Raw genomic sequence first — 704 nt, forward strand, 5'->3', positions numbered from 1 at the left:
GCAACTCGTTTGATCGTTTTGATGACGTTGTTCGTCCCTTCTAACGAGCCATTATTATAAGGCTGCTCAAAACTACGCTCGATTTCCTGACGGTGGTTTCGCAGCGTACGTTGGGCCGTTTGACAAGGCTTCGGCAAAGCCGTTAACTTGGTTTTTAACAACTCTGCCAAAACTTCTGAACTTTGAAAATGGAGGGCGCACAACAGTTGTTGGTAGTAACCATACGCCGTACTAAGCTCATCGCTCGTAGCGGTCAGCCGATCGATTACTTCTCGCTCATTCAACTGGGCGCCACCAAAACCAGTTCGCCGCTTAAAATCGTACCAATTTAGTTTGGCCGCATCCTTAACCAATAAACGCCAATAGCGTTTTAAAGCGTGGGCCAGCTTATTCTTAGAAGGCAAAGCCTTCATAGTTTGGGTACGGACTCGGTTCAATGCTTGGTAAGCTTGAACCACGACATGATAGCGATCAGCAACAATGGCGGCATTTGGAAAAAGATCTCGAATCAAAGACCGATAAGGTTGATAGAGATCAACCACGATTAATTTAACTTTGGCCCGGACGGCATACTCATACCGATAGAAATACTTACGTAAACAAGTGTTGGTGCGGGATTCAATTACATCAATCAATTCATGGGTTTCTCCATTCATCAAAGCCATACTCATCCCACTCGTCGCAAAGCGACCAGCTTTAAAGTC

Annotated in this window: 1 protein-coding gene; it reads right to left on the reverse strand. The window is 45.5% G+C overall.

The genetic code is table 11. From position 1 onward, the window contains the following. The coding region (locus tag FC43_RS07145; RefSeq protein WP_235807602.1) for a transposase at positions 1–656 on the reverse strand (656 nt) is incomplete at its 3' end. Positions 657–704: the final 48 nt, after the last annotated feature.

This window comes from Limosilactobacillus ingluviei DSM 15946 (genome assembly GCF_001435775.1).
Lineage (GTDB): Bacteria > Bacillota > Bacilli > Lactobacillales > Lactobacillaceae > Limosilactobacillus > Limosilactobacillus ingluviei.